The organism is Paenibacillus dauci, from assembly GCF_000971985.1.
Classification (GTDB): Bacteria; Bacillota; Bacilli; order Paenibacillales; family Paenibacillaceae; genus Saccharibacillus; species Saccharibacillus dauci.
On the sequence record NZ_LAQQ01000005.1, the window covers coordinates 561,402 to 587,439 of the forward strand.

20 protein-coding genes are annotated in these 26,038 nt (G+C 48.8%); 2 read left to right on the top strand and 18 right to left on the bottom strand.

What is annotated here, in order from left to right:
- Window positions 1-113: 113 nt before the first annotated feature.
- Window positions 114-2,141, top strand: coding sequence for a beta-galactosidase (locus WH46_RS20270; protein WP_046228070.1), 2,028 nt, complete (start codon window positions 114-116; stop codon window positions 2,139-2,141).
- Between the two features lie 252 nt (window positions 2,142-2,393).
- On the opposite strand, the gene WH46_RS20275 is transcribed toward WH46_RS20270, so the two are convergent.
- The 3 genes from WH46_RS20275 to WH46_RS20285 form a co-directional block, all read right to left on the bottom strand.
- Entirely contained in the window at window positions 2,394-3,386 is a 993-nt protein-coding gene (locus tag WH46_RS20275; RefSeq protein ID WP_069202848.1) for an aldo/keto reductase, read from the bottom strand.
- Between the two features lie 61 nt (window positions 3,387-3,447).
- The gene (locus WH46_RS20280) at window positions 3,448-4,956 is read right to left on the bottom strand and encodes a UxaA family hydrolase (protein WP_017813610.1); all 1,509 of its coding nucleotides are present in this window, start codon (window positions 4,954-4,956) and stop codon (window positions 3,448-3,450) included.
- A complete protein-coding gene (locus WH46_RS20285; protein ID WP_046228071.1) occupies window positions 4,953-6,476 on the bottom strand; it encodes a tagaturonate reductase in 1,524 nt (507 codons plus the stop codon). The genes WH46_RS20280 and WH46_RS20285 overlap by 4 nt, the downstream gene beginning before the upstream one ends.
- Before the next feature lie 212 nt (window positions 6,477-6,688).
- Here WH46_RS20285 and WH46_RS20290 point away from each other — a divergent pair, with 212 nt between their 5' ends.
- Entirely contained in the window at window positions 6,689-7,366 is a 678-nt protein-coding gene (locus WH46_RS20290) for a tetratricopeptide repeat protein (RefSeq protein ID WP_017813608.1), read from the top strand.
- 37 nt (window positions 7,367-7,403) lie between these two features.
- On the opposite strand, the gene WH46_RS20295 is transcribed toward WH46_RS20290, so the two are convergent.
- The 15 genes from WH46_RS20295 to WH46_RS20365 all read right to left on the bottom strand — a co-directional run bounded on the left by WH46_RS20295 (window position 7,404) and on the right by WH46_RS20365 (window position 26,034).
- Window positions 7,404-8,462: a phosphotransferase gene (locus WH46_RS20295; protein ID WP_017813607.1), complete on the bottom strand. Its 1,059-nt coding sequence runs from the start codon at window positions 8,460-8,462 to the stop codon at window positions 7,404-7,406.
- Window positions 8,463-9,218: 756 nt separating this feature from the next.
- The gene (locus WH46_RS20300; RefSeq protein ID WP_017813606.1) at window positions 9,219-9,734 is read right to left on the bottom strand and encodes a (2Fe-2S)-binding protein; all 516 of its coding nucleotides are present in this window, start codon (window positions 9,732-9,734) and stop codon (window positions 9,219-9,221) included.
- The gene (gene pucD, locus WH46_RS20305; protein ID WP_017813605.1) at window positions 9,731-12,067 is read right to left on the bottom strand and encodes a xanthine dehydrogenase subunit D; all 2,337 of its coding nucleotides are present in this window, start codon (window positions 12,065-12,067) and stop codon (window positions 9,731-9,733) included. Before pucD ends, WH46_RS20300 begins: the two co-directional genes overlap by 4 nt.
- A 6-nt stretch (window positions 12,068-12,073) precedes the next feature.
- Window positions 12,074-13,063 (bottom strand): FAD binding domain-containing protein, encoded by a 990-nt coding sequence (locus WH46_RS20310; protein ID WP_017813604.1) that lies wholly within the window; start codon window positions 13,061-13,063, stop codon window positions 12,074-12,076.
- A gap of 358 nt (window positions 13,064-13,421) precedes the next feature.
- Window positions 13,422-14,204 (bottom strand): nucleotidyltransferase family protein, encoded by a 783-nt coding sequence (locus WH46_RS23575; protein WP_052714311.1) that lies wholly within the window; start codon window positions 14,202-14,204, stop codon window positions 13,422-13,424.
- Entirely contained in the window at window positions 14,170-15,279 is a 1,110-nt protein-coding gene (locus WH46_RS20320) for an XdhC family protein (RefSeq protein WP_046228072.1), read from the bottom strand. The genes WH46_RS23575 and WH46_RS20320 overlap by 35 nt, the downstream gene beginning before the upstream one ends.
- 66 nt (window positions 15,280-15,345) lie before the next feature.
- Entirely contained in the window at window positions 15,346-16,671 is a 1,326-nt protein-coding gene (locus tag WH46_RS20325) for a 5'-deoxyadenosine deaminase (RefSeq protein WP_046228073.1), read from the bottom strand.
- Between the two features lie 127 nt (window positions 16,672-16,798).
- On the bottom strand, window positions 16,799-18,388 hold the full coding sequence (gene ggt / locus WH46_RS20330; protein ID WP_026136217.1) for a gamma-glutamyltransferase: 1,590 nt from the start codon (window positions 18,386-18,388) through the stop codon (window positions 16,799-16,801).
- Entirely contained in the window at window positions 18,388-19,641 is a 1,254-nt protein-coding gene (locus WH46_RS20335; protein ID WP_017813599.1) for a pyridoxal-phosphate-dependent aminotransferase family protein, read from the bottom strand. The genes ggt and WH46_RS20335 overlap by 1 nt, the downstream gene beginning before the upstream one ends.
- Window positions 19,628-20,902, bottom strand: a complete 1,275-nt coding sequence (locus WH46_RS20340) for a M20 family metallo-hydrolase (protein ID WP_046228074.1) — start codon at window positions 20,900-20,902, stop codon at window positions 19,628-19,630. The genes WH46_RS20335 and WH46_RS20340 overlap by 14 nt, the downstream gene beginning before the upstream one ends.
- Entirely contained in the window at window positions 20,895-22,289 is a 1,395-nt protein-coding gene (gene allB, locus WH46_RS20345) for an allantoinase AllB (RefSeq protein WP_046228075.1), read from the bottom strand. Before allB ends, WH46_RS20340 begins: the two co-directional genes overlap by 8 nt.
- Before the next feature lie 97 nt (window positions 22,290-22,386).
- A complete protein-coding gene (gene uraH / locus WH46_RS20350; RefSeq protein ID WP_046228076.1) occupies window positions 22,387-22,746 on the bottom strand; it encodes a hydroxyisourate hydrolase in 360 nt (119 codons plus the stop codon).
- Window positions 22,743-23,258, bottom strand: a complete 516-nt coding sequence (gene uraD / locus WH46_RS20355; RefSeq protein ID WP_046228077.1) for a 2-oxo-4-hydroxy-4-carboxy-5-ureidoimidazoline decarboxylase — start codon at window positions 23,256-23,258, stop codon at window positions 22,743-22,745. The genes uraH and uraD overlap by 4 nt, the downstream gene beginning before the upstream one ends.
- A 272-nt stretch (window positions 23,259-23,530) precedes the next feature.
- A complete protein-coding gene (locus WH46_RS20360; RefSeq protein WP_046228078.1) occupies window positions 23,531-25,123 on the bottom strand; it encodes a PucR family transcriptional regulator in 1,593 nt (530 codons plus the stop codon).
- A 455-nt stretch (window positions 25,124-25,578) separates the two neighbouring features.
- Window positions 25,579-26,034: a GNAT family N-acetyltransferase gene (locus tag WH46_RS20365; protein ID WP_046228079.1), complete on the bottom strand. Its 456-nt coding sequence runs from the start codon at window positions 26,032-26,034 to the stop codon at window positions 25,579-25,581.
- Window positions 26,035-26,038: the final 4 nt, after the last annotated feature.

Sequence of the window (26,038 nt, forward strand, 5' to 3'; positions counted from 1 at the left end):
GATACTTTCACATCCTATATCCATATTTTTATACTATACATGTTTTATCTTATATTTTACAAGGAGTTATTATGATTTAGTATAGAGTTATTCTTATATAAGGAGTGACAGCATTGATTAGCAGCAAACTTCCAAAAATCTTCTACGGTGGAGATTATAACCCTGAGCAGTGGGATAAGCAGACACATCAGGAAGACCTCGGCATGTTCAAGCAGGCCGGCATTGATATTACAACCCTGAATGTTTTCTCCTGGGCACGCAATCAGCCGGACGAAGTTACATATCAGTTCGAATGGCTGGATGAATTAATCGACAGCCTTTATGAAAACGGTATCTATACCTGTCTCGCAACAAGCACAGCTGCCCATCCGGCCTGGATGGCGACGCGTTATCCCGATATTCTGCGAACAGATAAGGACGGACGCAAACGCAAATTCGGCGGACGTCATAACTCCTGTCCCAACAGTCCGACGTACCGCAAATATTCGGTTGAGATTGCCCGTCGTCTGGCAGAACGCTACAAGGATCATCCTGCGATTCTGGTCTGGCATATCTCCAACGAATACGGCGGTGATTGCTACTGCGACAACTGCGAGAAAGCTTTCCGCGTCTGGCTGAAGCAGCGTTACGGTACACTGAATGCTGTCAATACAGCCTGGAATACGGGATTCTGGGGTCATACTTTCTACGATTGGGATGAAATTGTACTCCCGGATAACCGCAGTGAAGAATGGGGAGAAAACAGCTCCAGCTTCCAGGGAATCTCGCTCGACTACTCCCGTTTCAATTCAGACAGTATGCTGGAATGCTATCGTCTGGAATACGATGCGGTACGCTCTGTCATTCCGGACGCTCTGATCACCACCAACCTGATGGGCTTTTACAAGCCGCTGGATTATTTTAAATGGGCCAAATATATGGATATTGTCTCCTGGGACAATTATCCGGGTCTGGATACGCCGGTGAGCTTCACGGCGCTGGCACATGATCTGATGCGCGGAATCAAAAATGGCGAACCATTCATGCTGATGGAACAGACACCAAGCCAGCAAAACTGGCAAGCGTATAATTCATTGAAACGACCGGGTGTAATGCGTCTTTGGAGTTACCAGGCGGTCGCTCATGGTGCAGATACAGTTATGTTTTTCCAGCTTCGTCGTTCGGCAGGCGCCTGTGAGAAATTCCATGGCGCAGTCATTGAACACGTCGGTCATACAGATACCCGTGTGTTCCGCGAAGTCAGCGAACTCGGGCATGAGCTGCAGCAGCTTGGTGACCAATTGCTGGATTCACGGGTCGAAGCCCGCGTAGCTATTTTGTTCGACTGGGACAACTGGTGGGCGGTGGAGAAATCCAGCGGACCGACGATTGCCCTAAAGTATGTCGAACAGATTCATAAGTATTACAAAGCCTTTTACGATCGTAATGTACAGGTCGATATTATTAGTGTCGACTCGGAATTCAGTCATTACGATATTATCCTCGCCCCTGTCCTGTATATGGTCAAACCGGGGTTAGCCGAGAAGTTGGAACAATTCACCAGCAGCGGTGGCACTTTCGTTACCACTTTCTTCAGCGGAATCGTAGGCGAGTCCGATCTGGTCTCGCTTGGTGGATATCCGGGAGAACTGCGCAAGCTGCTTGGCATCTGGGTCGAAGAAATCGATGCCCTGCTGCCTTCGATGAATAACCGGATCGTAATGAACAGCGCACTCGGTGAGCTGAGCGGTGACTACCAATGCGGCATGCTGTGCGATCTGCTGCATACCGAAGGCGCCGAAGTGCTCGCTCATTACGGCGAAGACTTTTACCAGGGAATGCCCGTACTTACCCGTAATGCCTTCGGCAAAGGTGAAGCATGGTATATCGCTTCGGATGGTGAAGAGACATTCATCGCTGGACTTATGAAGCATCTCTGTGACCAAAAAGGAATTCAGCCGGTTCTGGATACGCCTGCAGGTGTAGAAGCAGGATGCCGCGTCAAAGACGGTCATAAGTTCCTGTTCCTCCTCAATCATAATGCCGAAGCGTCGACTGTAGACCTTGGTAACCTTGACGTAGAGGACATGCTGAGTAATAATCAGGTTACTTCCTCTATTGAGGTTCCAGCGCGTGGTTCCATTCTCTTATCTGTAAAATAATTACATCGGATACCTAATTTATTGTAACACGAAAATAGCGATACGTAAAATGTTTATTACAACATTTGCGTATCGCTATTTTTGTCGAATCTGCTCCATTTATTTACATTCATGGCGTATTTCCTCTTTTTAAATGGGCAAAGTTCTTTTTGGGATCGTTCGTTATTTTCTGTTACTGTACTCTATGATCTTATGACTCTATAGCTATAATGGATCATTCCATCCCATCTGTCTATAGCCCATCTATCTGTATTAAAAAGGACTCCCTTGCCACTTCAGTGGACTGCTTCCGTCCAGCACTTCCCGGGTCCAGTGTCCGCTCGGCCATGTCTGTCCCTGGACAGGTCCCAGAATACGCAGCACCTGCTGCAGCAGTTCCGAATCGATCGGCTTATCTGCCCAGCGAATATTGTCTGCAATCTCTGTCGTGCTTGCTGTTCCTACAATTGTAGTTGCCAGATGTTCATTGGAGACTGCATACTGGATCGCCAGCTGTGTCAGACTGCTCCCCTGCTGCCGGCAGAATTCGGCTGCTTCGCGGCAGCGCTGCTTGATCTCTGGAGAAGCAGGATGCCAATCGGCAGGTCCTTTGTCCGAGAGCAGACCCATCGCAACCGGAGCTGCATTGATGATGCCGATTCCTTTTGCTTCCAGCAAAGGCAGCAGATCGGTCAATGTCGAATCATTCAGCGTATAATGACAATAAGACAAAATCACATCCAGATCGGTATGTTCCAGCACACGCCGGTATCCTTCCAGTGGCAGACAGGACACTCCATAAAAGCGTATCTTGCCTTCCTGCTTCAACTGCTGCAGAGCTGGAATAGCTTCATTCAGAACCGTATTCAAATCACCAAATTCGATATCGTGCAGCAGTAGAATATCCGCATAATCCGTTCCCAGACGCTGCAGGCTTTCATCTACACTATCCAGAATCCGCTGACGGGAAAAATCAAATTCCCTGTCATTGTAGCGTCCGGCTTTGGTGGACAGAATATAACGGTCTCTCGGCATTTGACGTAGTGCCCGTCCCAGTACTTGTTCCGAGCGGGTTATGCCATAATAGGGTGAAGTGTCCACCAGATTAATCCCTTGATCAAAAGCTTCCAGAACAGCTCGGACGCCCTGATCTTCATCAATATTACCAAATACATGACCCAAAGGAGCTGCTCCCAGACTTAGCGGAGATACCTCAAGACCTGTATTTCCCAGCTTACGTCTGTTCATCATCGCTTTCACCGGCATCGCACTTCTCCTTCCCGTATCCGGTTATCCAGATACGATCCAATAATAGGCTATACCCAGTTTACAGGATGACACCATCTTTGAAAATTGCTATTTCGCGGAATCCTCGCTGTTCATTATTGGTCTGGCAGCGTCCGGAAGCAATATCCACGATACGGGCTAACAGATCCAGAGAAACCTGCTCCATGGACTGTCCTTCCAGCAGCTGACCGGCATTATAGTCGATCCAGTGCTTTTTACGATTCGCCAGTTCGGACTGGGTGGCAATCTTGACTGTGGGTACCGGACCACCAAATGGAGTTCCTCGTCCAGTTGTGAACAACACGATATGGGCACCGGCAGCCGAGAGTGCGGTCACGGATACTAGGTCATTCCCTGGCGCTTCTACAATATTCAGTCCCGGCTGATGTACTCGCTGTCCATAACGCAGTACATCCACGACCTGGGAGTGTCCGCCTTTTTGAGTACAGCCCAGTGATTTTTCTTCCAGGGTAGTAATCCCTCCGGCCTTATTGCCGGGTGATGGATTCTCGTAAATATTCTGACCATGATTGACGAAATATTGCTTGAATCCATTAATCAATTCTACCAGTTGACCAAATACCTCGGGACTCGCCGAACGATTCATCAGAATAGTCTCGGCACCGAACATTTCGGGTACTTCAGTCAGAATGGCTGTACCACCTGCCGAGACGATCCAGTCCGCAATCTCACCAACGAGTGGATTGGCTGTAATACCTGATAGACCATCAGAACCACCGCATTTAAGCCCGATTTTGAGTCTGGATAATGGCAGAGGTTGACGCTGTTCCTGTTCAGCCAGTGCTACCAGCTCTTCCAGATGCTGCATACCTGCTTCCAGCTCATCCTCTTCTTCCTGGGCTTTAAGATAACGGATTTTGTAAGCATATTCTTCCGGTATACCGGCGGAGAACTGCTCAATCTGATTATTCTCACAACCCAGACCAACCACCAACACACCAGCCGCATTGGGATGCAGTACGAGCGAGCTCAGCAGCTGACGTGTATATTCCAGATCGTCTCCAAGCTGGGAACATCCGAATGGATGTGGAAAATGATATACGCCATCTACACGTCCTGCCATCTCCGAATGAGCGGTACGAGCGAGCAATTCACAGGTCTTGTTGATACAGCCTACGGTATTGACAATCCATATTTCATTGCGAATCCCTACTTCTCCATTAGGTCGTACATAACCATCAAAGGTCTGCAAATGTGCCGGAATAACCCGCGGCTGCCAGTTCAGTTCCGGCTGATATTCATAATCTAGGGTGCCCGATAAGCCAGTATGCAGATTATGACTGTGAATCCATTCGCCAGGTGTAATCGGTACAGTGGCTTTGCCGATAGAAAAGCCATATTTGATTACATCCTGTCCAGGTTGAATCGGATGGACAGCAACTTTATGTCCACGAGGAATATCATTTATGATGGTCAATATATCTCCATTATCGAGTACCAGTGTATCTCCTGGTGCCATATCATGCAGGGCAATGACTACATCGTCCTGCTGCTGAATGGCAATATGATCTCTCATCATTGTATTCATGCCTGATCAGCCTCCATCTGTATCATTTGGGATGCTACTGCTTCTGCCAATTCTTCTATCGCGGTCAGATCTTCCGTCCAGATACCGGTATCCGCCAGTATCGCCTGTACAACTTGGCGATATGATGACTCATTCTGCTGCAGCTCTGCCCAGTGGTTAGCCAGTCGTTCAAGCTGCTCGGCATTATCACGAATGTCTATTCTGCTTCCGTTTGGTAGCTGAGTAGTAAAAGTAAGCGTACGATCCGGCTGTTCGATTGCTGTGACCTGATATAATCGCAGCAGTGCAGCCAGACCGTATACCAGCTGCTGGGGCAGTTGATTTTCTTTTTCTGTATACGCTTTCAATACAGGCAGCAGACGAGACTTGAATTTGCTAATACTATTCATGGCGATATCCTGCAGACGATGCTCCAAATAGGGGTTATTGAAGCGCTCGAATGTCTCGGCAGCATAACGCTTTAATTCTTCGGGCAGCATAGGCAGCGCCGGGATAATCTCCTGCTCCACGGTCTGTCGCACCCATTCACCGAGCTCGGCATCCTCCATTACTTCACGAACCGTTGTCTTGCCCTGTAATAGTCCCGCCGGCATCATCAGTGTATGTGCACCATTCAGAATATGCACTTTGCGTTGACGAAATGGCTTGAGATCAGGTACCCATTGTACATTAAGTCCGGCACGTACCAGCGGCAGACGACGATCCAACGATGGATCTCCCTGAATCGCCCAGAGGTGATACGGCTCTGCTGTCGTCAGAAATGAATCTTCATATCCCCAGCTGCCCGTCAATCTCGCGTATTCTTCATCCCCCGGCATACCGGTTACAATGCGATCTACCAGATTATTCAAAAACAGCTGTGACTGCTCTACCCAGCTGCAGAACTCTTCTCCGAAACCAAACTCACGTCCATAACGCAGTACGTACTCCTGCAGCAGATCTCCATTATTCTCGATCAGCTCACACGGCAGAATCATAAGACCACGCTTTGGATCGCCATTAAAATGTGTAAACCTTCGCTGCAGCAGCACGGTCAGCCGAGCCGGAAAATTCACAATCGGCTCTCCGGGAATATAATCCATCGGCGTATAGGTAAGTCCCGCTTCAGTTGTATTGGAAATGACTACATCCAGAGATTCCAGTTCACCCAGCTGCAAAAAGCGTTCCCACTCGCTATACGGATCTACATAATCCCTGAATACGGAGATCAGCTGCCGTTTTTCTACTTTTTGTCCATCCTGCAGACCTCGTACGACCAGAGTATACAATCCATCCTGCTGTGCTATCTTTTCCAGTTTGGCTGCACCTCTTGGTGTAGGCGGAGTCAGTACTACACTGCCATGGTATTTGCCGGAAGCAATACTTTCCTGAATCATCCAGTCAGCAAATCCGCGCAAAAAGTTGCCTTCGCCGATCTGTAGTACCTTGATAGGCAGCTGCTGAATCTGTACCTGTCTGCGGCGTTCATCTTCGCCGGCCAATCCCAGTCGTAACCCAGGCTGTAGTCTGCTGATTGTCATAATATTCCTCCATATCGATAAATGTTCACGTTAACATTTTATGATAAAAAGCGTTTCTTGAACATCATTGTATCATCATTTAGACTGGAATAGTGAATATTTGGAAGGAATTAGATTATTTTTTCAATAAAAATTTCTGTATTTGATATCTTGATTTTCAGCTACTGGCATGCCAGCAGCCTGAATTAATGCCGATAGGAGGTTGTCCAGTTATGAGCAAAATTTTCCTATTCTCTATTTTATGGTGGCTGCTGGGGAATCCTTTTTTGGCTCTGCTCGTGATTCTTTTTATTGTTTATCTGCTGGATCGCCGATTTGTCGGTATTTCGCCCAGCCTGGTACGTCCGCTGCGGCGCATGAGTCGTATTCGTCAACTCCGACGCCAGGTTGCCGGCAGTCCGAGTGATATGTCTTCCCGGTACGAGCTGGCTCGGCTTCTGATTGAACGCAAGCGTTATCGCGAAGCGCTCGAATGGCTGGAACAGATCGGTCATGCGTATGAAGATTCCGCCGAATATTGGGATGATCTGGGGACCTGTCAGCTGTACACCGGGCAGCAAGCCATTGGCGAACAGCATATTTTAAAGGCATTAACCATGAATTCCCGTGTTAAATATGGAGAACCGTATCTGCGTCTTGCTTCCGAATCTATTGGTACCGATCAGGAAAAAGCACTGCATTATCTGGAGCAGTTCCGCAGCATCCAGTCTTCTTCCTGCCGTGCCTATTATATGCTGGGAATGCTGGATCGCTCTCTGGGCCGCACCGAAGCCGCACGCAGTGCTTTTGACGAGGGGATAGCTGTCTATCGTTCTCTGCCCAAATACAAAAAACGCAGCGAGCGCGGATGGGCATTCCGTAGCTGGCTGCGTCGAATATTCTCAACTTGATGAATTCACTTGTGTACTACAATAACTCCGGGTTGGATCAGACATCATATCCAAAAATGCGGCGGCTGACTGCTTTGAGCAGAGGGCCGCTTTTTTTGTACCAGTTCAGTCCTTCATCCAGACGCTTCGCCTGCATGATCACGACATCTACCTGATCAACACCTTCGAAATAACGGCTCAAAAAATGCATAAACACATCAATACGACGCAGTAAAATAAGCAGCGGCAATCTAACCGATTCTGCTTCTGTCAATGTAATTACCGAAGCATACCCTTTGAGAAAAGCCGTACAGCGCAATTCATCCTGTTCTGTCCATTCCATGCTGCTCAGCATATCCGACAAGCATACTGCCGGCTCCATCGCTCGCAGATCACGGGTCACAAATTCAAAATCCAGAATAGCGGTAATCTCTCCCTCTTCCGATTGCAGCATATTCGAGGCATTGAGATCACCATGAATCAGCTGATGCGGCAGTGAAGCGAGCCGGGTAATACGTACGAGCTGTTCACCCAGACCTTCTCCGATTCGGTTCAATGTATCGGCGATCTCGGCGAAATCCTCAGGTGGATTGGCACAAAAAGCTTCCATTCGTCCCGGACTGCAGAGCGGATAGGATTGTCCCAGTCGATAATAGGGTGGATATACCGGGTGAAGATCAATCTGTACCTTCGCCAGAGCCGCCGACAGCTTGCCGGCTGCCTGCCCAAAACGATAGATCTGATCCTCGGTTGCGAGAACGGGATTGCTGCCGTCCACATAGTGAAATAAAGCCGCGAGTCTGCCGCTGCCCTGCTCGCCTGCCGGCACTTCACTGCTGGACATGCATATGGTCTTGCCTTCGGCATCTTTGACCGGCTGAGGAATCTCCAGTCCTGTCAACACTTCTGGAAGTACCGATAATACTTCATGTTCATAACGTACCTTATCCGGTTCGCGGTGTGTCTCATAACGACGCAATACATAACGCCGGGAAGCATGGTCAATAAACATGGTTGTATTGTTCATTCCACCCTTGCCTTCTACCATATGCCAATTCCCTGACGGGAAATAATGATCTGCCAGTTGTTCCATAGAATCTATATATTCGCGTTCCAATGATTCCCCTCCTTGTTGCCTTTTATCCTGTGCGGGTAAGGGAGAACGCCAATGACGGCTTTCGGCTGCCGGTTCCCATGCAGGCAACGCTAATGCAGCAGACTAATAATCATCCGTTCATGTAATCCTGCTGTACCCCTAATAATCTGTATTTGCAGTCCGACGGGTTGATCAGCAGATGATCCAACCTTATCGAGGTTGGACACCGCTGACTATACCGTATTCAGGAACTGCGATCATTCTATTATAAGCAGACTTGAGTCTTCAAGTCTGTTCTATTGTCTGGTTGAAGACTTCCGTTTACTTACCGAAAATGGGCTGCAGCTGTCATTTGATCCAGCAGACCCAGTCTGTTCTGTACTATTCGACAGCAGCATGTCTGCTTCCTGCCTTTACGGCAAATCCCATCCCGTCACTATTCGCCAAAGCTATATGATAACACGAACCGGGGCCAGTGAACACTATTTCGTCCGGAGACCGATTGGAGAGGAATATTTCATTCTCTGCCGCTACGCTATTTTCAAGTGCAGACAGCTTATTACAATTCAACCTACAGTTCTATTTTTTGCCACTAGGAGTCACTGCTATCAAGACTAGCACTTCTGTATATTATCGGTGAATTTTGCTGTACGGTTTATATTTTTGATTTCATTTTGCGCAACCCAAACAGCAGCCACCTGGAATTCCGGATTGGCTGCGCTTGTGAATAGCTATTTTATTCGACTATATCCTGATTCTGCAATAGTCGGATTCCACTCAGGAATCTACCGCTGGAATAAGTGAGCTGCGCTGAGCACATTTGTCTGCTGCGCTCTCGACAGCACGCATAATCCCCCCGTAGCCGGTACATCGGCATAGATTACCGCACAGTCCTTCTTTGATCTCCTGCTCTTCAGGCTGAGGGAGCCGGTCCAGCAGCGCTTTGGTCGAGATGATCATGCCTGGTGTACAGTATCCGCACTGGAATCCGCCTTCCTCTAGAAATGCTTCCTGAATCGGATGAAGAGCGTCTTCCGTCTCACCATGTAATCCTTCGATAGTCGTAATCTCGGTACCTTCGCATTGATAAGCCATCATTAGACAGGAATTCATCGGTTCTCCGTCAATCAATACCATACAGGCACCACATCTCCCAATCTCGCAGGAAATTTTGGTTCCGGTCAGATCCAGATCTTCCCGCAAAATATCCAGTAGCCGCCGGGAAGGGGGGATCTCGATCTCCCGGACTGTACCATTGATTACTGCCTGCCACTGTATGCTTGTCGTCTTCATCGCGGACTCACTCCTTCCTGCTGCCATACTCCTGCCCGCCGGATTAGCTGATCCCTGGATACCGGCAGATGTGTCACCCATGTGCCGGTTGCCTGACGAATTGCCGCCGTAATCGCTGGTGCCAGGGCTACCGAGCCGATTTCTCCAATGCCTCTGGGACCAAAAGGATCATTATCCGGCAACTCTTCGATCGCATCGACTTCCAGAGAGGTATGCATATCCTGAATGCCCGGAATCATATACGTATCCATATTGCGGGTTATATAATGTCCTTCTTCCATTACTGCATCCTCGGTCAACGTAAATCCAAGTGCCATCACACTGCCGCCTTCGATCTGTCCGATAAATCCCATAGGGTTGATGACCGGTCCCGCTGCTACCGTATGATACGTATCAAGCAATCTTACATGACCGCTCAGCGTATTAACTTCCACCTCCGCCGCTACAGCTGCATAGGTATACAGAAAATGTCCGCCAACCACCTCATCCGGAGTCGTCGGATACGAGAATTTGGTATCGAACACAAACTCGTTTCCCTGCGCTGCTGCAGCGATTTCCCTGTAGGATACTACACGCTTCTGTCTTATTTCTGCGTCATCTTCCCAAGTGATCTGCCAGATTCCTTGCTCACCCGTTGTCAGCTGATCAACGGGAATACCGGTTATATCATGCGCCTTTTGAAGAATCGCCTGCAGAAAAGGACTCTTTAGCCGCTGCAGTCCCATCCATGCCATTGTCGTCGAACGTGAAGCGGTACTTGAACCGCTATGAGGTACCCGGTCCGTATCGCCAATCACGATGCTGATATCTTCACCGGTACAATGAAACAGATCGATCAGCATAATCTCCAATGTCGTGATTAGTCCCTGGCCGAATTCCTCATAACTGAAAGCTGCTTCAATCTGCCCGGATGCATTCAGCGATAATCGTCCTCCAGCCGGATCATCGATCCCATAACCTAGTCCTGCTCCATGCATCGCCAGCGCTGCACCGATTCCCCGCTTGATCCAAGGAGGTGAAGAAGAAGCATCTGATAAGGAATCATGAACAGATAAAACAGATATCGCTTCCCTGCGCTGCCAGAGCGAGGATTGAGCCAGCGCCTGCATAACCTGCTCCAGTCCATTCGTTCTCCAGATCTCCTGTTGCAATGGACCGGGGTCATCCGGGTACCGGCGGTTGAGCATACGGAATTCCCAGGGATCCATACCTATCTGCTCTGCCAAACGATCCATCTGACCTTCCATGGCAAAAATTGCCTGATTCCCGCCAAAGCCCCGGAACTCTCCCGATACACCGTTATTCGTATAGACGGATACCCCTTCTATATCGATATGCTCCCAGCGATAAGGTCCCATACAATGCTCTGTAGCAAAATTCAGAACCGGTGCACCCAGCGTTGCATAGGCACCAGTATCTGCGACAATGCGTACCCGATGAGCTTGTAGCCGACCATACTCGTCCATCCCCGTCTCCATCTCGATCTTCATCGGATGTCGCTTAAGTCCTGCACGTACCGATTCCATGCGCGAATTATGCATTTTGACCGGGCGACCGCTTTTCAGAGCCAACAGCGATCCATAGGGCTGTACATTCAACTCGTCCTTACCGCCAAAAGAACCCCCGATCGGACTGGAAATAACCCGAATTCGCTCTTCCTCCCAATCCAGAATGCGGGCAATCTGCATCCGATCCTTGTAACCATGCTGGGTCGGAGCATACACTGTGAGGCGTCCATCCGGTTCAGGAATAAACAGTCCGCCCTCTGTCTCCATATAGGCATGCATCTGACGAGGCGTACTGTAGACTTCTTTGACAACATAAGCACAGTTCTGAAGAGCATGTCCTGCGTCTCCATGCTTGACCTGGGTGCGGTGAAGTATATTGCCCTGAGGATGCAGACGTGGCGCATTATCTTCCAAGGCCCGCAGCGGATCCGTAATAGTCTCCAGCACTTCGTATTCCACATGGATCAGGGATAAGGCATAGGCTGCAATTTCCGGAGTAATCGCTGCTACAGCTGCTATGGCATCGCCGATATAACGAACGGTATCTTCACATAAGGCTGGCTGATCCGGTACAGCAATTCCGAATCGATTCAATCCCGGTACATCCCGGTGAGTAATTACAGCTACTACTCCTTCATAATTTTCGGCTGCCGACGTATCCAGCGACAGGATATGCGCATGGGGATGACTGCTGCGCAGAACCCGTCCGTACAGCATGCCTTCCGCCGTCATATCTGTCAGATAACGAAGTTCGCCGGTTACTTTTTCCTTACCGTCCCGTCGTTTGCGCCAGCGTTCTCCACTACTTTCCCGATTCAGCAGCATATAGAGTCATCCTCTCTCCATCTCCTGGTATAATATCTCCCACAATCCTGCTGCGAGCAGATTTCCTGCTGTTTGCCGACGATAAGCTTCCGAAGCAAAAGGATCACTGTAGCTTGCCCATTCTTCTTCCACTTGCGCTGCCAGTGTCGCTGTCTGCTGCGGATCATAGACTTGGCCTTCCAGCAGATGTTCACATCTGCTCAGACGCATCGCCAGACCGGCACCTCCACCTGCTGCCATCTTTACATCGACCAGTGTCCCTTCCCGATTCATCAGCGCCCGAAAGGCTACTGTGACGAGTGAAGGAGTAAATGCTTCACGCCGTCCGACCTTGCGGTAAAAGCTGACTTCGCGCCATGAGGATGATTCGGAAAAGGAGTTACAAGCAAAAGTAGATTCCTCCTGATCATGATGCATCGATACGAAATCCGGTTCACCTTTATCCAGTACAATACCGAGTAGAATAGCATCCGGACTGCGTCTTCCCAATCGTACCTGCTCCAGCCAATCTATGAGCTCCTGTTCATAAGGAGCTAGATGATTTGCCTGATCCAGCCAGACCAGGCGGGCATCATGCACGAGCAGTGCAGGGATCATATCTCCTACAGCTGAAGAAATATTGCCGCCGATCGTCCCTTGATTGCGGATTGAAGGAGCAGCAATATGACAACAGGCTGTATAACAAGTGTTGCCATGAATTCGCATCAGTTGATTTTTTCCGCATTCGCGCAGTGAGGTTAATGCTCCGATTTGAATACGCTGCTTATGCTCTGTAATGCCTCTCAATCCAGGTATCGTATCCAGACGAATCATATGCTCAGGCATACTTAGTAGCCCATTTTCCCACTGGGTACGCAGCAGCGTACTGCCAGCTATATAGGCTGCATCAGCGCCATATTGACGTTTCAGGAAAACAGCTTCTTCTGCACTGGACGGCTCCCAGACCGTAGGAACCAACGGAGTAGACAAGGAAGAATTATGTTGGTACATATTCATAAAGTCACCTCCGCGTTCAGATTATAATTTCAGTTATATTAATAAATCCAGTATATAACGTCAATTAATCTAACCTTATTTTGTTTATAAACCAAAAAAAAGCTATCTTCTAGTGAAAATACATCAATTCTGATCCCAGTTTATACCTTTATGTAATATAAGTTAACATTTATTTTTGATGAAGTTATTATTTATATAAAGCGATTTTTGAAAACTATACATAATGTGATCATTTGCTAAACATCCTTTATATATTTTAAATGTATGAGCGATTTATACACTATATGCTGGTATATTCAGTGCCCTGATATACCTAACTTTCCGATACATTCAACAGAGAATGAAAAAACACCCTGGCTTATTGGAGCTCCAAGGCGTGTGTGATATGAGCGCGTATACGCTCCAGATCATCGGGGGTATCTGCATCCCAGAAATAATGTTCGACGTAAGATATAATCTGTCCTTGCAAATCAGGTTGACGGATTAGCTTCCTCGCTCCCTGATCGCCGGTTAATTGGTCCAATCTATCCCATATATGTCGTGCCAAAATAACCGGCGGCTGTACATTCCGACCATCCGAAGCCGCCATATAATCCAGTGCCAAATCGCTTTGCTGCCAGTTATCTATCAGATCCGCCAGCAGCGCCGCATCTATCAAAGGCTGATCGGCCAGCAGAATCATAACCCCTTCGGCAGAAGAAGGCTTGATCTGTTCCATTCCGCAGCGAATAGAATAAGCCATACCATGCTCTGCATCAACACATTCTGTTTGCTGCCACGCCTTCATCTGACACCATTGCAGCACTTCCTGCCGCCAGGCTAATGAAGAATGAGGCGCATGAACAATCACGACAGGGGACAGTCTTTTTTCGGCATATACAGCTTGCAGTACATGTCCACCTATACTCGTTACAGAATTAAGTACAACGGCTTTCCTTTTCCCATGACTATCCGGCCTCTTGTCTTCAATATCCGCATAAGAATACGGCTGCTGAGCCTGAAGCATTTCCATCCGACCATAAGCTGCTGTTTGGTCTGACGCTGTATATCCTTTGGCTACAGCAGCAAGCGGCAGGGAGAGCTTGTCTCTCCCCATTCTGCTGCTTTTACCGGCTGCCAGTACCAGTGCGGCGATAGACATGAGATAATTCCTCCTTTACCGATAGTTTACGGTCCTTTTTGACAGCAATCAGTTCTGCAGCGATACTGATTGCAATCTCATCCGGTCCATCTGCTCCAATCGATAACCCTACAGGCGAATGTACATGAGGGTAATGAGGCAGCCCCTCGAATAATCTGCGGGTCCGTTCAGAAGAGCCCATAATGCCCAGGTAAGTGTAGGGACAATCCTGTATATGCTCAATCCATTCTCGTTCTCTGGGGAAATTATGACTCATCAACAGAATATAATCGCCGGTCTGTGGAGATATCGCCGTATAGAGTTCTCCGGGAAATCCGGTTACACAGACGGCGCCCGGAAAACGTTCTGTTGTGCAGAGTGCTCCGCGCCAATCTCCTATAACTACGTGAAAGCCGGCTGCCTGGGCAAGTGAACTAACCAGCTGACTATCATCTCCAGCGCCAATCAGAACAAGACGAGGCTTGGGACGATAAGTACGGATAAACGTAAACTGATGATTTGCCTGCTGATGAAAATTTGCATGTACATATTCGGCAGCATAATCGTGAGCGAGGATCAGCGGCTGGGAATCGGCAGAGGGAGAAGGCATTTCCTCCATCGAACCGGTTAACTGAATCTCCGTCCCTGCTGCGCCAGGCGATGACAATATATAATCTACCTGTGGCCCGTTGGCGGAAAAAGAACGTGTCAGCCTGACCGCTTGTCCCTGTTCAAGCCGCCGATCAAGTATGTCGAGAATATTCTCAAGCTCACCGCGTACCGGCTCCAGCAAGATCTGCAGCCAGCCGCCGCAGCCGATATTTTCTCCCCATGACAAATCATCTGCCGGACGCATATCATAATCTATAATCTGCACAGTGCTACTGTTCCATGCAGATACTACCCGTCCACACAAATCCTCTTCCAGACAGCCGGGACTGATCGTTCCATAATGACGTCCATCTTCTGTCAGGATCATGGAGACTCCTTCCTTGCGATAGGCATGACCTTCCACATGCACCACCGTAGCAAGAACCGTTCGAATATGCTGCTGGCGTTCACGACGGGCGATTGCACACAGATCCTTCATATCCATTGTCTCCGACTCTCCTTTTCTCCAAAAGAATCTGTACTGGAATACATCTTGATATCATACAGAAAATCAGCCGATACGGCTTAATAGGCGTTTGATGGAACGATCGGATTCACGCAGTACAATACTCCGATCGATCGTTTTTACCTGTCGATTCTCCAATACAATCTGTCCATCAATAATGACCAGCTCCACATTGCTTCGTGTAGACGAGTAGACAACCCGTGAATAGACATCCACATCATGCGATGGGAATGTATGATAATCTTCGAGGTCCAGCAGTATAAGGTCAGCTTTTTTGCCTACTTCCAGACTTCCGATTTCTTTGGACAGTCCCAGTACTTCCGCCCCGCCCATTGTAGCCATACGCAGAACAGTACGGGCATCCATAACTGTTGGTCCATGCGGTACTTTTTGTATGAGCGCAGTCATCCGCATTTCCTGGAACATGTCCAGATTGTTATTACATGGAGCACCATCCGCTCCGATCCCGACATGGATATGCCGGTTCATCAGATCCGGAATTTCCGCAACGCCGGAAGAAAGCTTCATGTTGGAACCCGGACAATGCGTCACTTTTACTCCACGCTTGTGCAGAATCTGCTTTTCCTCTTCACTCAGCCAGACACAGTGTGCCAGAATGAGACGCGGATTCGCCAGGCCGATATGATCCAGATAGACAATATTGCGCATGCCACGTTCCTGCTCGACCATTGCAATCTCCCCGCGGTTCTCCGAAGCATGAGTATGGACTCGCACATGATACTGGGCGGATAGATCGCGCACTTCGGTCAGCAGCTTTTCGGTACACGAGACTACAAAACGCGGACAGAATGCATACTGGATGCGTCCACCACCAAATCCATTCCATTTTTCTAGCAGGTCTACACTTTTCTGCAAGGACTCTTCGGTTTTCTCCTGCAGCGGCTCGGGTACATCATCTCCATGATCCATCATAACTTTGCCGGAAATTACCCGCAGACCGCTCTGTGCCATCGCCTGAAAAGCCGAATCTGTATGATTGACCGTCTCCATATCGCAGATCGTCGTCGTCCCACTGGAAATAAGTTCGCCTATACCGAGAAGCGCCGAATAGAAAATGGATTCTTCGTCATGGGCAGCTTCCAGCGGCCAGATCCGTTTGCGAAGCCAGTCCATCAGTTCCATATCATCTGCACGTCCCCGGAAGATCGTCTGGCACAAATGAATATGCGTCTGGATAAATCCCGGGAGTAGCGTTTTTCCTCGCGCATCTATCTCACGGTCGGCATGATCATCGAGATGGGTACCCATTTTGACAATGATATTGTTCTCAATCAGCAAATCCCCTACGAATACCTCTTCTCTCTCATTCATCGTTACCATCTGTGCCTGTCTGATCAGTATGCCTCCCATTCCGCTTCCCCCTCTGGTATGTAGCTGCTGCGACGGTATTTATGAATAGAGTCTGCGGCAGTATGGTTATCTGCTTTATCATATCTTTACGATTGAAGATAGATGTGATCCGTATACAGGTATTCTTTTATATTCCGATCGCCATACCATCACTGCGAGGATCGGCAGCACCACTGAATAGTCCCTGCTCGCTAATATGGATACCCTGTGCCTCGCCCATGAGTGCATCGTAATCGCCTACAGGCTCAACCGTATGTCCATAGGCTTCCAGCCGGGAATAGATATCCTCATACGAGCGATTCTCTATCTTGAGCGTATTGCTGAGCGTTCCCCATGTGCGCCCGTAGAGCCAGCGCGGCAGAGCAATAGCCTGCTGGATATTCAGCTTGTAATCAATCACGCCGGTCAGGATAGACAGCTGGGTCTGCGGTTGACCTTCCCCACCCTGTGTTCCCAGCAGAAGATACGGTTTGCCATTTTTGGTGACCATGCCGGGCATCAGCGTATGAAAGGTACGTTTACGAGGTTCCAGTACATTGGGCAAACGATTATCCAGCGAGAAAAAAGAACCCCGATTTTGCAAAATCACCCCATGTCCGCCTGGTACATAAGCGGAACCAAAATCAAAATATAAACTCTGGATAAACGATACGGCATTGCCTTCGTCATCCACTACAGCTGCATAAGCTGTATCCTGCCCCATCGCTGCCGACAGATGATCTGCTGCCTGCGGCTGATACTGCATTTCATTCCATAGCTTGTGTGCATATGATTTGGACAGCAATCGATCCAGCGGAATATCCCGGAATCCCGGATCGGTCAGATAACGATCCCGATCACGAAACGCTTTTTTGATCGTCTCGGTCATCAAATGATAGAATTCTGGTGAAAAACGGGCGACTGTCGACAAATCTGTCTGCTCCAGCATATTGAGCATCATCAACAGTGAAAATCCCTGCGTATTCGGTGGCAGCTGGTATACATGGTGATCCCGATAAGTCGTGGAAATAGGATCTACCCACTCCCCCTGATGTGCTACAAAGTCTTCTGCAGTCAGCAAGCTGCCATCACACTCTGCAGCTTGTCCGATCTGCTGTCCTAATAGACCGGCGTACATATAGACGCCACCCTGCTCAGCAATCCCTTGCAGCGCGTCGGCCAGCTCTGGCTGAACGACCAGATCTCCTTCCTCCAGTGGCTGACCTGCTTTGAGAAAAGTTCGGTGTAGATATGGATCTGCTTGCAGCCACTCCAGATCACGTACAGTCCAGCGAGCAAGGCTCGGTGAAGCCGGGAATCCTTCCGTAGCATAACGGATAGCAGGCGCCATCACTACTGCCCAGGGCAGACGTCCATATCTGCGCCAGACTGCCTCCCAGGCATCCACCATACCGGGTACAGTTACAGCCGCTAGTGGACCCCGCTGCGGAATCGATGTGTATCCCTTATCCAGATACCACTCCGGCATAGCACCCGCTGCCGAACGTCCACTGCCATTATAGGCAGTAATCTCTCCCGTCTTGCCGTCATGAATCAGGAAAAAGGCATCCCCACCGGGACCGGTCATATGCGGATAGACTACACCCAAGACCGCGCTGACTGCGACAGCTGCATCGATAGCATTGCCGCCGGATTGCAGGATATAGGCGCCGGTCTGACTGGCCAGATAATGGGGCGCAGCGACCATTCCTTTGCGTGAGCGCGGCATCAGATTCATCAGCACGTCACTTCCTCCTTGCGTGCATAGACATCGAGTGCTGCCTGTACACCCTCGCCTGCTGGAAGCTTGAATCCATGCCGCAGCAGTGTCGCTTCCAGCGCTCCGAGTACATGCAGTACATTTTTGCGACTGCTGCTGTAGCCCATACTGCCAATACGCCAGATTCGTCCTTTTAGCGGACCGAATGAGCTGGCAATTTCGATACCAAAATCCTCCAACAGCATCGAGCGTACACTCTCACCATCAATGCCGGGCGGAATCTCAATACAGGTGACGACAGGCAGACGGGCCTGATCATTACCAAATAACTGCAGCCCCATTCCGCGTACACCAGCTACAATAGCTGCTCCGTTCTCCGCATGACGGGCAAATCGAGCTTCCAGACCTTCTTCCAGCAGAATCCGCAGCCCTTCCCGCAGAGCATACAGCATGGAAGTGGCCTCGGTATGATGATTCAGCCGAGCCGGGCTCCAGTAATCCTGCAGCTGGGCCAGATCCAGATAGTTGCTGGCAATACGGCTATGCCCCGATATAGCAGCCGGCTGGAATTCAGAAGCTGAGCTCAGACCGCGTTCGATACTTTTGCGAGCCAATAGCTTGCGCTCTACCCGGTCATTATAGGTGAGTGGCGCCATACCTGCCGGTACCGACAGGCACTTCTGTGTACCACCCATAACAGCATCAACCTGCCATTCATCCGTATAGACGGGTACGCCACCAATCGTAGCAACTGCATCCACTACAAACAATACGTCCATTTCCTGGCAATAATGACCGATCTCTCGCAATGGCTGCATGCATCCTGTCGATGTCTCGCCATGCACCATGGCCACTAATCCAGGACGATACTGCCGAATCGCGTCCATAACCTGCTCGGGATCAAATACAGTTCCCCATTCTGCTTCAATCGTGATCACCTCTGCACCGCAGCGTTCGGCAATCTCGGTAAGCAGATGTCCAAATCGACCATAGATCGGTACGAGTACGCGATCACCCGGCTCGATCAGGCTGACCAGCACAGCTTCCAGACCAGAGCGGGAAGTTCCATCAACCGGATAGCACCATTGATTACCGGTAACGAATAGTTCACGCAGCATCTCCATCGTCTCATTCATCAGATCGGTAAAAGCCGGATCAAACTGTCCCAGAATAGGGTAGGACATTGCCCGCAGCACACGCGGATCAACTTCTACAGGACCAGGTGTCATAATCGTACGCGGTGGTGGTGCAAGATCTTTATAACGTTTCATGACGATCACCTCGATAAGCATATTGGTATAACCATTCTGTCAGTATACGGAAGCCCTGCATCAGATCTTCAGCAGCAGTATATTCCAGCGGATTGTGACTGATCCCTTGCCGACTGGGTACAAAGATCATCCCTGCTGGACGCTGACTGCCCAGAACCTGTGCATCATGTCCGGCACCGCTTGGCATAAGGCGGTAGCTAATACCTGCCATCTCGCCTATTCGCTGCAAATCATTGATAATCGCCGGATGCATTAATACCGGATCGATATTCAGATGTTCCTCCCAGGACATATCAAGTCCTTCCTGACCGGCAATCTTCCGAAGTTTCTGATGGACTCTGTCTGTATAGTCATCCAGCATTTGCCGGTCAATGTGACGAATATCCAGAGTGAATACCGTCTCTCCGGCGATCACATTGGATACCCCTGGTGAAGGTTGAAGCGATCCTACGGTAGCCACCAATGGATCACCCATTTCCAGTGCCGAACGACGGATATAACTAATCATCTCTGCAGCACCTGCCAGTGAATCGCGGCGCCATCCCATTGGCGTGGTGCCTGCATGATTGCTCTCTCCGCTTACGCTCACCCGTATACGCCGCTGACCGACGATACCGTTCACCACTCCAATCTGCTGCTGACTGCGCTCCAGTACAAATCCCTGTTCAATATGCAGTTCAATATATCGATCCCATCTGCGCAGACATGACCTGTACGGCGAATCCGGACCAAATCCGGCTTCTGACATAGCCTCTTCGAGAGTTATACCCTCTCGATCCTTCACTTCCGGAATCCGGTTCATACTGTAATTTCCGGCTATATTGCCTGAACCCCAGTAAGTCAAAGGAAAACGACTTCCTTCTTCTTCACAGAGCGAGATGACATCGATCGTTCGTGCCGGTGACCCATGCACCTGCTGTAGGTAGGCAAGCGCGAGTATACCAGCGACGACTCCATAAGCTCCATCATATTTCCCGCCGCAGATCACGGTATCGATATGGGATCCCGTAATTACCGGCAGTAGTTCTGGATTCGTACCCTTCAATCGGCCTGTGAGATTACCTGCCTGATCATAAAAGGCCTCCAAACCCTGTTCTTTCATATAAATACACAAAGCTTCCTGGGCAGCTATCCATTCTCTGGTGTATAACAGCCGGGTTACCCCTCCCTGCTCATCCGCTCCATACCGGGATAGCCATTCCAGCATATCAAGCATTCTGACACTATACTGTTCAAGTAGTGTTGCGGTCTGCTCAACCATGAACGATACCTCCCGGCTGCCGGACGATCAAACGGCCTGAACATTCTGGCATAAGGCCCTGTCTATCCTCATACACCGTATATCCCCTTACCAGTGTGCGTATAATGGTAGAAGAAAAGGGAAAGCCGATATAGGGGTTTTGCTTATGGCGGTCATATAATTTGGCAGGAGTAAGTTCATAGTGATCTGTCAGATTGACCAGTACCAGATCTGCATCCATTCCTTTGGCAATTCTGCCTTTGATATGACTTAGTCCCAACCGTTCAGCCGGACGGGCTGCCAGCATCTGCATCAGCTGTGTCAGCGGAATCCCCCGCTGATGGTAGCCCTGCTCCAGCATTAGCAGAAGTGTACTCTGTCCACCTGATATTCCACCCCAGACTGTGAAAAAGTCATCCGACTGCTTCATCTCTGGTGGGCATGGAGAGTGATCTGATGCGATTATATCGATCAGGCCCTCACGTACAGCCTCCCACAGCTGCTCTTGGTGCTGATGGCTTCGAAGAGGAGGAGCACATTTGACAAGACTGCCTTGATTGAGCATGGATTCTTCTGTCAGTACCAGATAATGAGGACATGTCTCTATCGTTACATCTATTCCGTCTCTTTTGGCTGCTGTAATCATATCGACGGCTTCACGGCTGCTGATATGTACAAAATGCAACGCGCAGCCGCTCTGGCGGGCATAGGATAGCGCCTTCTTCACCGCCAGCATCTCCGCTTCTACCGGGCGGGAATATGCGTAATCTATCGCACCGGTTCGGCCTTGTTGTATAGCTTCTGCCGCCAGCATGGAGACCAGCTGTTCATCTTCTGCGTGCAGCGCCAGTACCTGACCGAGCCGTGCGGTTTCTTTCATTCCTTCCAATAAGGCCTTATCATCTGCACGGGTGAAGATATCTTCTCCTTCTCCACCAGGCTCTGACATAAAAGCCTTGAATCCGGCTATACCGCCCGCTGCCAATTCTCCCAACTGATCGATATTCCCTGCGACCAAGCCACCCCAGAGTGCATAATCCACATAAGAATGTCCTTCGGCCGCCTGCTTTTTCATTGTCAGATATTCTGGCTTTACTGTCGGCGGTACCCCGTTCAGTGGCATATCTACATAAGTAGTAATACCGCCTGCCGCCATAGCTGCCGATCCGGTCTCGAACCCCTCCCAGGCACCAAGTCCCGGCTCATTGAAATGAACATGAATATCTACAGCACCTGGAAGTACATGCAGTCCGTCTGCGCTGATTACCGGCATGTCTTCTGATGCAGTATGAGGTGGCATCAACGATTCTATTTTGCCTTCTTTGATAACAATATCCAGCTGCTGGATCCGATCCGGCAGCACAACAAGTCCTCCTCTAATAATGCAGTTCCAGGTATTTGACTGCATGAACCTTCCCCCTTTTGTGTGGATGCAGAACTGCTGTATATTGTGAATAGAACTTCCTCTACACACGCGCTATTCATTTGTACAAATAATTCTGCTGTTAACTACCTCTGTAAGTGCTGTAACCACCGGGTGATAACAGCAGGGGAATATGGTAGCTTTCCTGTTCATCTGTGATTGTGAACCGAATCGGAATTTGGTCCCATAGCGATAATATCTTGTTCTCCTGCTTCTGTTCTGCTTGATCACGAAGATAATCACCTGCATAAAAGACCAATTGATAAATTCCCGCCTGCATAGCTGTTTCGGACAGCAGCGGCACATCCAATCGCCCATCCTCATTCGTTACTCCTGCAGCGAGTACTATCGAAGGGTCTTCAGCATACAGCTCTACTTTCATCCCTGCTGCCGGACCGCCTTCACCCAGATCCAGTACATGTGTAGTTATTTTGCCTTTCATACACTCATACCATGGCGACTTGCCCATTCTCTTAGCCGCAGTCCCACAATAATCTGCACCTGCTGCAAGGCAGTGGCAAACTCTTCATCCTCCGGTTGACCGAGCCGCGCTTCGAGCGCTGCCAAAATCTGATCAGCTGTTTTGCCTTTCACCGCCAGGATAAAAGGAAACGAGTACGTTGCTATATATTCGCTGTTCCCACGCGATAGGCGTTCATACTGATCTATTGACAGATTGGTCAGTCCGGCGCCCGCCTGCTCGGATTGTGAATGTTCACTCATTTGAATGCGGCTGCCCAGATCAGGATGCTGTCTTAACAATTCCAGTTGCTTATCCTTACCGGAAGCCTCAACAACTTCGTTCATCCGATCCAGCATTTCCTGCAAGCCGGCAAATGGCTTGTGCTCCCACACCTGCTCAGCTACCCAGGCCGAGTGTTCATATAATCCGCTAAATTGCTGTATAAATTCTTCCTTTGTCCAAACATTCCATGGCTGCTCTACCGACTTCATAAGTATCAACCTCATTTTGTTTATTATATTCAGGAATATTAGATATTTTTATCATTTTACGTAAGGTTATCGAACATATCAACTCATTTATTTTCTATTTGTCATATAACATAACACAATAGTTCGGTTTTGTGATCTGTGCCATATTATCTTCTATAGGCATGTATAACAAAGACCCCTATCCAAGGATTTCTCCTTATGGATAGGGGCAGGAAAATGAGATAGATCTATGGCATCATTCCATTACTGTCTATGTGCTCATAATTTTGGGTTCAAGAAGATTTGTGCTTTAGGAATTTGCGGAAAGTAAATACCATCTTCAGTTTTAACAAATCATTTGTCTTTTTGAAGTCCATCTGCAGCATGCTACCGATTTTGTCCATACGGTAAGTGACTGTGTTCCGATGTACATATAGCTGCCTTGCAGCTTCGTTGATCAGGCCGTCATTTTCTACAAAAGCTTCCAGTGTATTCATCAATACCTGATTGGGATCACCATCCCGGATCATTAGCGGCTCCAATACCTTGTGGCAGTATGTCTCCATAATCTGCTCCGGCACATGCTGGAACACATAGGCAAACTCCACTGTATGGAATTGCAGTGCCATATGCCCCATGCTGAACCGCTTGGCCAGCTTGCGTGTCTCTGTCGCTTCCTGATAAGCTTCCCGAAAAGAATCCGGCTTGAGCTTGATATTGCTGATCCAAAAGCGCGGACTGCCTCCACTGCTCGCCAGCCCCGCCATATCTTCGAACCGGTTCATGAGAAAGGCAGACAATTCCTCTCCATAATCTCTCTCTGACGGACAGGCGTAGATCGACAGAATTCCTTCTTCTACACGAAAATGCTGAGATGGAAATAATTGCATCAGCGGATTATACTGCAACTCCTGATGAATCTGTGCCAGTCGCTTCTCGGAGAAAAAGGCCTGTGGTTCCAATGTTGTCAGCACGCACTGATACGGCCCCGGAAACAGATTCACTCCCAGCCGCTCGGCACCCTGAACAAGATCAGTCAGCACAATGCGCCGACCAAGATATTCAGCTACCAGTGTACGCATTTTGTCCTGAATGCCTGGATTGATATGTTCCCGGTATGTAGTATCCATATGAAATGCCAGCACTTCCGCAGCCTGCTGAAACAATTCTTCTTCTTCTTTTAACTGAATGGCAGTATCGGTAAATACAAGCAGAAATCCATAATGCTCGTCCCGCTGCATAATCGGCACCCGGTAACAACTGCCCTGATTCCATTTCACCCGGGTCAGTGCTACTTTCCATGGCCAGCCCTGCAGCAGTCCATCTTCTCTTCCTTCGCCACTGTTATACAGTACATGTCCGCGCGAGCCGATAATAGCGACCGGATATTTCAGAATATTTTCTATCACAGCGAATACATTGACATTAGAATCCTGATGAAGCGCAAATTGCATCAGCTGCTTTTGCTTGGACAGCACCGACTGCAGCAGCTTGGTACTGCGCTCATGCTCTACCTGAAACAGTGCGTTCATCTGATCCGAAAAGGTAAATTCAAAAGGAAGCTCCAGCAGCGGAAATTGCAGCCGATCTGCTTCCTCGATAATCATCTGCGGGATCACATCCCAAAAGCGCCCCAATTTGACTCCCATACCTGCACATCCACGTTCATTCAGTTTGCGCATGAGCTTGATTGCTTCGTCCTGATTGTCTTTCATCAAAAAAGCGGTCGTGAACAGCATTTCTCCACTTTTTACCCAGTCGGCGATATCCGGTGCATCCATTACGTTCACCGACTTCATCAGTCGCGACGTTCCTCCGGCACCCGCAACCAGTCGCGCTTCCGAGAGAGGGTACACCGCTAACGCTTCTTTAACAGTCAATTGCATACGAGTACCTCCCATTTAGTTGACATCATTTACTTATCCATAGATAAATCTCACTTTTCCTTTGTGAATAGCTGCTTAAACTACTCATTTTCCGGCTAATACATTTGAATATTGTCAAGTATTATAACATAGAAGTCGGTAAGCATACTATATGGATAAATTATAAGTAAAGAGGTTTCTGCCTATAAGTGGAACTAATCCTCTTTTCCATACAAAAAGCCTTTTGCACAAGACAGCTGTTCTCTAACAAGAACACAGACTATCATCGCAAAAGGCTTTTATCCATTATTTATAATATTTCTTTTACCTGTATTATTTCTTTGTAGCTCTCAAAAATAAAACTTGGCTTCATGATCCTATTTTTCATGCATAGGTACATTTGTTAGCTACCTGAACGCTTAACCAAACTCAATTGTCTATCTTTTTGGTGGTACTTAGCAAAAGAGACGCTTTAATCACTCTTCTGTCTCTTCCTCTTCGGCATGGAAAATACAGACGAATTGCTCGGAAGCTCCTTCTGCTCCAAAAGCATTCTCTCCCGTGCTCATTACGGAGAAACCGATATTCCGGTAAAATTCAGCACCTTCTGCATCCGCATCAGCCATCAGCATCGCTGGTTTTTCCATAGCCAGCAGCTTGAGTATAATACCGCGTCCATAGCCCAGTCCCCGTTCATCCGGAGCAATAGCCATATGACGTACTCGCAGGGCATCCGGCATTTCCTGATCCTGGGCACAACCGATCACGCCAATCCACACGCCTTCTTCCAGGTATCCGTACAGCCGGAGCTCGGGTTCGGTACGATATTGTTCAATAACAGCGTTCAGTACATCCTCATCCGGAAACACAGCATAGGATAACAGCTCACGCAGTTCGGGTTCATCCAGACGTTTATTAATTAATTCCAGCACAATA

What these genes read in the sequence shown, in the direction of transcription:
- WH46_RS20275 (WP_069202848.1), bottom strand. Translation starts at nt 3,386, where the DNA reads ATGCCGGTGAAAGCGATGATGAACAGACGTAAGCTGGGAAATACAGGT.
- WH46_RS20280 (WP_017813610.1), bottom strand. Translation starts at nt 4,956, where the DNA reads ATGAATACAATGATGAGAGATCATATTGCCATTCAGCAGCAGGACGAT.
- WH46_RS20285 (WP_046228071.1), bottom strand. Translation starts at nt 6,476, where the DNA reads ATGACAATCAGCAGACTACAGCCTGGGTTACGACTGGGATTGGCCGGC.
- WH46_RS20290 (WP_017813608.1), top strand. Translation starts at nt 6,689, where the DNA reads ATGAGCAAAATTTTCCTATTCTCTATTTTATGGTGGCTGCTGGGGAAT.
- WH46_RS20300 (WP_017813606.1), bottom strand. Translation starts at nt 9,734, where the DNA reads ATGAAGACGACAAGCATACAGTGGCAGGCAGTAATCAATGGTACAGTC.
- pucD (WP_017813605.1), bottom strand. Translation starts at nt 12,067, where the DNA reads ATGCTGCTGAATCGGGAAAGTAGTGGAGAACGCTGGCGCAAACGACGG.
- WH46_RS20310 (WP_017813604.1), bottom strand. Translation starts at nt 13,063, where the DNA reads ATGAATATGTACCAACATAATTCTTCCTTGTCTACTCCGTTGGTTCCT.
- WH46_RS23575 (WP_052714311.1), bottom strand. Translation starts at nt 14,204, where the DNA reads ATGTCTATCGCCGCACTGGTACTGGCAGCCGGTAAAAGCAGCAGAATG.
- WH46_RS20320 (WP_046228072.1), bottom strand. Translation starts at nt 15,279, where the DNA reads ATGGATATGAAGGATCTGTGTGCAATCGCCCGTCGTGAACGCCAGCAG.
- WH46_RS20325 (WP_046228073.1), bottom strand. Translation starts at nt 16,671, where the DNA reads ATGGGAGGCATACTGATCAGACAGGCACAGATGGTAACGATGAATGAG.
- ggt (WP_026136217.1), bottom strand. Translation starts at nt 18,388, where the DNA reads ATGAATCTGATGCCGCGCTCACGCAAAGGAATGGTCGCTGCGCCCCAT.
- WH46_RS20335 (WP_017813599.1), bottom strand. Translation starts at nt 19,641, where the DNA reads ATGAAACGTTATAAAGATCTTGCACCACCACCGCGTACGATTATGACA.
- WH46_RS20340 (WP_046228074.1), bottom strand. Translation starts at nt 20,902, where the DNA reads ATGGTTGAGCAGACCGCAACACTACTTGAACAGTATAGTGTCAGAATG.
- allB (WP_046228075.1), bottom strand. Translation starts at nt 22,289, where the DNA reads ATGCAGTCAAATACCTGGAACTGCATTATTAGAGGAGGACTTGTTGTG.
- uraH (WP_046228076.1), bottom strand. Translation starts at nt 22,746, where the DNA reads ATGAAAGGCAAAATAACTACACATGTACTGGATCTGGGTGAAGGCGGT.
- uraD (WP_046228077.1), bottom strand. Translation starts at nt 23,258, where the DNA reads ATGAAGTCGGTAGAGCAGCCATGGAATGTTTGGACAAAGGAAGAATTT.
- WH46_RS20360 (WP_046228078.1), bottom strand. Translation starts at nt 25,123, where the DNA reads ATGCAATTGACTGTTAAAGAAGCGTTAGCGGTGTACCCTCTCTCGGAA.